Annotated in this window: 4 protein-coding genes; 1 reads left to right on the top strand and 3 read right to left on the bottom strand. The window is 50.0% G+C overall.

Annotated features, from left to right (window positions below; all coding sequences use genetic code 11):
* Nucleotides 1–117 precede the first annotated feature (117 nt).
* From J3491_RS10430 to J3491_RS10420, 3 genes are all read right to left on the bottom strand, one after another.
* Nucleotides 118–831, bottom strand: coding sequence for an HAD family hydrolase (locus J3491_RS10430; protein WP_207970166.1), 714 nt, complete (start codon nucleotides 829–831; stop codon nucleotides 118–120).
* Nucleotides 832–1,111: 280 nt separating this feature from the next.
* Nucleotides 1,112–2,137 (bottom strand): RluA family pseudouridine synthase, encoded by a 1,026-nt coding sequence (locus J3491_RS10425; protein ID WP_207970165.1) that lies wholly within the window; start codon nucleotides 2,135–2,137, stop codon nucleotides 1,112–1,114.
* Nucleotides 2,138–2,514: 377 nt separating this feature from the next.
* Nucleotides 2,515–2,775, bottom strand: coding sequence for a hypothetical protein (locus J3491_RS10420; protein ID WP_178377941.1), 261 nt, complete (start codon nucleotides 2,773–2,775; stop codon nucleotides 2,515–2,517).
* Nucleotides 2,776–3,290: 515 nt separating this feature from the next.
* Between J3491_RS10420 and J3491_RS10415 the strand changes: the two genes are divergently transcribed.
* Entirely contained in the window at nucleotides 3,291–7,436 is a 4,146-nt protein-coding gene (locus tag J3491_RS10415) for an Rne/Rng family ribonuclease (protein WP_207970164.1), read from the top strand.
* The last annotated feature ends 93 nt before the right edge of the window (nucleotides 7,437–7,529 follow it).

The following is a 7,529-nucleotide window of genomic DNA, read 5'->3' as shown; positions in this document are numbered from 1 at the left end:
AGGTTGCGCAGCCTCTGGGAACGCAGCACGCAAGTAAAATTTATACCAGTAGCGCGTTTAAATTTATATAACAGTTTTATTTTCAACTGACTATAGCGAGTGACTTGAAGACACGCACTAGCCACATAATAGCGCCATTAATGCTTGCGGCGTCTCAACCTGATAGGTAGGCTGCTGCGCGGCAAGCTCTGCCGCTGATGCTGTACCATAATTGACCGCAATACTACTCATACCCAGCTGCGTCGCCATCTCGATATCATAGACGCTATCACCGACAAAAACAGCGTCGGCGATACCCTGCTGAGTAGCCTGTAATATATCAATGAGCATCTGCGGATCAGGTTTTGAGCCTGCTTCATCAGCACAGCGGGTCATCACAAAATACTGATGACTGCTCGAGGCTGCAAGCACCCGATCTAGACCTTTTCGTTTTTTGCCTGTGGCCACGGCCAGCTGTTTGCCTTGACGCTGTAGCGTTTGTAGCATGCTTTCTATCGGAGCAAACAGCGGCGTGCGGTGGCTATTGGCGATATAGTACTCAGCATAGCTTTGCTGAATGCCCTGCTTTTGTAAATCGCTGGCCTGCGAATATAAAATATCAATGCCATTCATCAGGCTAAGACCGATGATATCTTGCACAGCCTTATCTGTCGTTTGAAACCCGTGCGCCTCCCCTGCCACATGCATGGCCTCCACGATTAAACCCACCGAATCCATCAAGGTGCCGTCCCAATCAAAAATAATCAGCGTCTTATCGGCCAGATTATGCGGGTTGGATACGTGAGAGCTGGCTTCGGCAATAGCAATACTGGCAGCAGATTGTGGATTCATAAATAAACCTTGATGACTGTTAAACCTTGATGACCTTTAATACTTGATAAACTGACGTGTGACTTGATGACTTTTATGAATAAAGACTATGAATAACGACGATACATGGCGAGTGTCAATACAAAAACGTCACGGCGACTTATCAAAAATAAGCGGGCGTGACGTTTAGCGCACGTATTCGACTTTATCGTCCGTCCTTAGCGCGTCGTGTTGAACAGTCACAAGAAGATAGACACACTGTCATCATACGCGAGAGTGGGACAACACTAATGGGACAATACTAATCAGGTAATGTGCTCTGCTCAGGGAGCCAGTCGGCCATGTCTTCTGGCAGCGGCGCGGTGATACTCTTATAGCCTGGGATGTCTAAGCGCCATGCATGTAGACACAGACGATGGACGCCTGATTTGTCGTGCACGTTATATTTATCATCGCCCAAGATGGCATGACCGATATGCGCTAAGTGTACACGAATCTGATGGGTGCGCCCAGTGAGCGGCTTGGCTTCAATCAAGCTCACAGGCTGATCGGCCAGCATAAAACGTTCATGAATGATAATGTCCGTCTGGCTGTCTTTGGCTTGCGGGTCTTGGCTATCTACCTTGACACGGCGCTCACCATTAGCAAGCGTATAGCGTAACAATGGCGCATCGATACGTTGCTCATTCAGCGCAGGCTGGCCTTTGGCGATACACAAATAGTGTTTTTGGATGGTTTTATCCACCAGATGCTGCTGCAAGGCTTTTAGCGTTGAGCGTTTTTTAGAGATCATCAGCAAGCCTGAGGTATCCTTGTCGATACGGTGCACCAGCTCCAGATATTTTTTGCCAGTGACTTCACGCATGGCCTCGATGACACCAAAGTCCAATCCGCTACCACCATGCACCGCAATGCCCGAAGGCTTGTTTAGCACCAACATCCCCTCATCTTCATACACCACTCGTGCCAGCAAGCTATTGGCAAACTCGGTGCTGATGATGGGCTTTTCGCGCGTCGCCAGCTGAATGGGCGCGATACGCACGACGTCTTCACGCTGGACTCTATCATGCGCTTTACAGCGTTTATTATTGACACGCACTTCATCCGAGCGAATCATTTTGTAGATGTGCGATTTTGGCATACCCTTTAGGCGGTTGAGCAAAAAATTATCCAAACGCTGGTCATGCTGATGGCGCGTTACCTCTAGATAATTGACTCTGGCAAAGTTGCTGATTTCATCATCAGCGCTTTGCGGGCGTGTTTTGCTATTGAAAATAGCAGGCGCTTCGTGGATCGGCGCGTCATCGGTCGTTTTTGAGTTTGTCATTTTTCGTTAGGTATTTACACAAAGATTTGCTATAGTTTAGCATGTTGAGCGCCAATTAAGCAGAAGCTGCGCAATAATCATTATTGCAAAAGATTGCCTAACGCTATTGTGCCAATCACGGCTTTATGAGTGATTGCCCAAGCGCGGTTAGCGATGCCTCTGCCAAGATGGGTCGTCTCATCTGATTTTAGGGTGCACAAACTGAGTAAAGCTGTTTTTATAGACGTCGCTTCTCAGACCGCCCCATAAATTGTAAACGCGGCATGAATGCTTCTTTTTTGATAAAAGCAAGTTTCTTTACCGCATGGCTATTTGTATGATAAAACTGATAGTGACACAAAATACCATTGCGTGAATAATGCTGGCAAAACGCCTATTTATTGACCATTTACCCCATAACACTGATTTACTACCCGCATAATCACGACTGTTTTTGATAACACATTATCAACGTCTTTTATGTGAGGCAGCCGAGCAAGTATGGGACGTTTTACCTTAGCATCGAGACAGATATCGATAGCCGCCTTAGTATCGGTGGTCAAACAGATGACAATAAAGACATAGACATAAACCGTGCCGATAAGCCGGTCATTTACTCTGTTTGCCAAGTACGCCCCGCCGATGACTGATGCGACCATAGCTAACAAAACGCCCAAGATATGATTGACGTAATCGCAAAAGAACGAAAAATAAAGCAAGACCCATTGTTTTACCTGATCTAACAGATGCTGCATCGCGCTATTTTTTTATAATAGTATTGATGACAGCGGTTATTGCTAGACTTTGAGGATGCATAGCAACAACACAGCGCCTTTTTTAGGATCAGTATTTTTAGAGCCGTCGCTAAGGCTTGCCCACTCTGACAAAGTGCGCGGTCATAATGACCCTAAAAACCACTGACTAAAAACTTAACCTAAGACGCTGATGCATAGATGTTTAGAGCAATCTGCATTTGCATGGTTTGACGTAGCTTGTTTGATATGGCTTGTCTGACACTGCTGGCCTCTTTAGATCACCGTAAAGCAGCCCTTGAGGCTGATTGCTTATGTTCTCCGGTCACCATATCTGCCGCCGATGTCGCCATTTGCAGCACTTGCCGGCACCTCCTAAAGTCCAAGCTTAGTCGTCGTTATGCGTACTCATAGGATAAAATATGAAACGCATTTTGATCAACGCCACTCAAAACGAAGAGATTCGCGTCGCCCTTTGTAAAGGCAACCATCTATACGATTTTGATCTAGAAAACCGCACCCGCGAACAAAAAAAATCCAACATTTATAAAGGTCATGTGACCCGTGTCGAGCCATCGCTTGAAGCGGTGTTTGTCGAATATGGCTCACAGCGTCAGGGCTTTTTGCCGATTCGTGAAATCTCTGCTGAGTATCTAAGCGGCAACCCACGTGATGAAAACATCAAAAAGCTCATCAAAGAAGGCGACGAGCTAATCGTTCAGGTCGAAAAAGAAGAGCGCGGCAACAAAGGCGCAGCCCTATCGACTTATGTATCACTCGCTGGCCGTTATTTGGTATTGATGCCCAACAACCCTCGTGGCGGCGGTATCTCCCGCCAAATATCAGGCAAACTGCGTGAAGACATGAAGCGCATGCTAGGCAATCTTGACTTGCCAAAAGGCATGAGTGTCATCATCCGCACCGCTGGTATCGGTAAAACCCAAGAAGACTTGCAGCACGATCTCAATCACTTGCTCAACATCTGGCAAGCCATCCAAGAACAGAATAAAAAATACCCATCACCGCGTCTGGTGCATCAAGAAGCTGGCGTGGTCACCCGTGCCGTGCGTGACTATCTGCGTGACGATATCGCTGAGATTTGGATCGATAACGAAAACGCCTATATCGAAGCGGCAGGTTTTATCGATGCAGTAATGCCAAAACAGGCTGAAAAGCTCCGCAAATACACCGATTATGAGCCAATGTTTTCGCGCTTCAATATCGAAAAGCAAATCGAGACGGCCTATCAGCGCGAAGTGCGCTTGCCCTCAGGTGGCTCTATCGTCATTGACCAAACCGAAGCGCTGGTCTCTATCGATATCAACTCCGCCAAGTCAACCAAAGGCTCAGACGTCGCCGAAACCGCCTACCACACCAATCTAGAGGCCGCTGACGAGATTGCCCGTCAGTTACGCCTACGTGATATGGGTGGCTTGATTGTCATTGATTTTATTGACATGAATGACAATAAGCATCAAAAAGAGGTCGAAAAACGTCTGATTGATGCGACCAAATACGACCGCGCCCGCGTGCAGTTCGGTGATATCTCTAAATTTGGCTTGATGGAGATGAGCCGTCAGCGCTTGCGTCCGTCACTCGAAGAATCAACCGGCTATATCTGCCCGCGCTGTCATGGTAACGGTATGATTCGTGATTTGCGCTCATTGTCATTGTCAATCATGCGCCAAATCGAGCAGATCGCCCTAAAAGAGCGTCAAGGTGAAGTACAGGCCGAAGTACCGACCGATATCGCGGCGTTTTTGTTAAACGAAAAACGTGACAGCTTGGTTTATCTCGAGCAAGACAGCGGCACGCGTATCACGATTTTGCCGCACGCGCATCTTGAGTCACCAAACTTTAAGCTGCACTTCAACCGCGACGGTTTTGCCCCATCCAGCTACGAGCGTATCACTGATACCCAGCAGCAAGAGTATAGCGATCTTGGCTACGACGTTGACTGGCAAACGGCGGACAACGAACGCCCTGAGCAGCAGCCAACGCGTCAGCCGCGCCAGAGCAGCGACAAAAGCGCAGCACAGAAAAATAAAAACCGCGCCCAGACACCGTCAAACGCTCCTGCGCAAACACAAAACAACAGCGCGCAACAAAGCGAACGCCAGCAAAAAGATCGCCATCAAAACGACCGTCGTCAAGACAACAGCACCAATACCGCGACGAGCGCGCCGCAAGCGGATAAGCCCCAACCAGCAGCCACGCCATCAGCGAGTGTGACCGCCGCCCAGCCGCAAGCCGTTGCTTGGCTATCCAACCTGTTTGCTCAGGCACCGCAAGCATCGACCACGCCTACCGTGAGCAGCCGTGATGCTGCCGAAGCAATCGAAGCCTTGGTCAACACTGGCGCACAAAGCTTAGGCGCCTTTGGTCAAATCGATAACAGCGCGCTTAGTACCGAAAGCCGTACCGCGAGCACCGAGCAAACCTCGCAAACCCCTGAGCAGCAGACCGATGGCAAATCAGACAGCGCCAACAGACAGCAATCGCGTCGCAGCTCAGACAATAAAAACGAAGAGAGCAACGACGACAGAAGAAGACGCAAATCACGTAAGTCTCGCTCTGCTAAGCCGCGTCAACGCAAAGAGCAAAATGGCGAGAGTAATCAAAACGCAAGCGCTGAGACCCAAAGCAGCTCAGAGGCCACCGAAAGCGCAAACGAGCAGCCAAATAAACGTCAGCAAGACAATAGACGTAGCAGTGAGCGCAGTCGCAACAATCGCCAAGACAACGGCCGCGATACTGGCGAGCGTCATAATACGGATAGCAGCACCAGTGAGCATAAGGCAGCAGACGAGCAGCCGCTCAATAAACGCAAATCGCACAGCCAACGCGGCTCACGCGGCAAGCTAGAACGCGGTGAGACGCTTACCTCTGATAGCGTCAAGCAGTTCTCTGGCAAAAACGGCGAAGCACACACCAGCAAACAAGCCGCGAACACGCGCCGTAACCAAGACCCAAACGAGGTCATGCTGCAGGTCAACGAAGCCCCAGCAGTGCTAAAATCGCCAGAAGTGGTGCACCTATCCTTAGATGATAGCAAGCCGGCCTCTGCCAAACGCTCATCTGCTGACAAGCCCCATTCAGCAAATGACAGTACAGCAAACGACACTGCGAGTAAAAAAGACGCTGGTCAAGCAGCTACGGCTAAAAGCGATTCACAAAAATCGCCTGCCGATAAGCAGTCAGCAAATAGCCAAAGCGTCGAGAAGTCTGGTAAAAATGACACTACGGCGCAGGCAGATACCAGCGGTGATAAAGCGGCGCGCAGCAAAGCGGTAACCGCTAACGAGCAGGCAACTGCTAAACAGCCGACCGCCGATGAGCCGTCAGCTGCGAAGAGCCCTGCTACGCGCTCAGCTTCAGCCCCAGCGCCGGCTGATCGCGCTACTGCCACCAAGTCGCAGGATACCGCGGCAAACACGGGTGACCGTGATACCGGCAATGCAAATAGCAGCGCTGCAAAACAGACGCAAGCCACTGCCAAAGGCACACAGAGCATAAGTGCCGAAAGCAGCCCTACTGCGGATAAAACCGATGCGGACGTTGGCGCAGCACCCTTGCTCACGCATGATACCTTGTTTGCCAACCGTTACGTCACCGCTCAGAAGTTTGGACAGGCCAGTAACGACCCACGTGTCGTACGTCGTCAGCAGGCACAGCCCACTCAGCAGCCAGCGGTAGAATCGGCAACACCTGTACCAACGGTGCGCGGTAGCGTTGGTGACTTTGTGCGTCAAGCACTCACCGATGCCGAGAGCCGTCTAAAAAATGACGGTGTGATCCGCTGCTTTATCGCAGCTATCGAAGCGCACTCACAGCAAGCAAAATCTGCTGACACCGCGCAAGCACATCTGCCAGTTGCTGACGCTCAGGCTCGAGGCTTTGACTTTAGCAACTATGGCTACCAGCCATTGGCGGCAGACTATCTGGCGCGCTTTGAGGCGATGACTCAGGCCGTTAGTCAATTTGCTACCACCCAAGGCAAAACAGCAGTCGCGCCGCGAGCGATCGGCAAACGCGCTAGCAATGACCCACGTGGTCAGCATCCTGATTATCAGGCAAACGAGGTGGACGCTCATGATGTCGATGCGACTGCCCTAGCTAATCAGGCACAGGCAGACGATGTCAGCACTGAAAGTGAGCAGCTGCTAAAAGCCGATAAAAACGTAGCGCCTGCCACTAGCCCATCAGCTGATCATGTTGACAATACCGATAGTGCTGACAATACTGACACTCGCACAAAGACGGCTGAGTCTGACAGCGAAGCCGCCAAGCAAGGCGATACATCTGAATCAGAGGCTCCGTCTAAAGACGCAGACAAAGGCGCAGAAAAGGAAGACAGCCAAGCTGCTAAGTCTAAAACCACGATCGCCAGTTATAAAAACATGATTGAAAATGTGGCCGAGCAGTTATTGCCACAGACTGGCATGTTTAACTTGACCACGCCCAAGGTTCCTAAGGCGCGCAGTCGTAAGCCGAAGACTGAGCACAAAAAGCCGACACAAGCTGAAAAGCCAGACGCTGAGGATGCCGATAAGCAAGCAGACAGTTAATCACCGTCGCTTGTACTATTAAATCACTTGTATTACCGCTTGTATTATTAAAAACAGTACAAGCATAAATACTCAAAAGCCCCGATAGTTCAC

This window comes from Psychrobacter halodurans (genome assembly GCF_017498075.1).
In the GTDB taxonomy this organism is placed as follows: Bacteria; Pseudomonadota; Gammaproteobacteria; order Pseudomonadales; family Moraxellaceae; genus Psychrobacter; species Psychrobacter celer.
The sequence above is the reverse complement of the archived record's forward strand: the minus strand, read 5'-3'. Positions and strand labels throughout refer to the sequence as shown.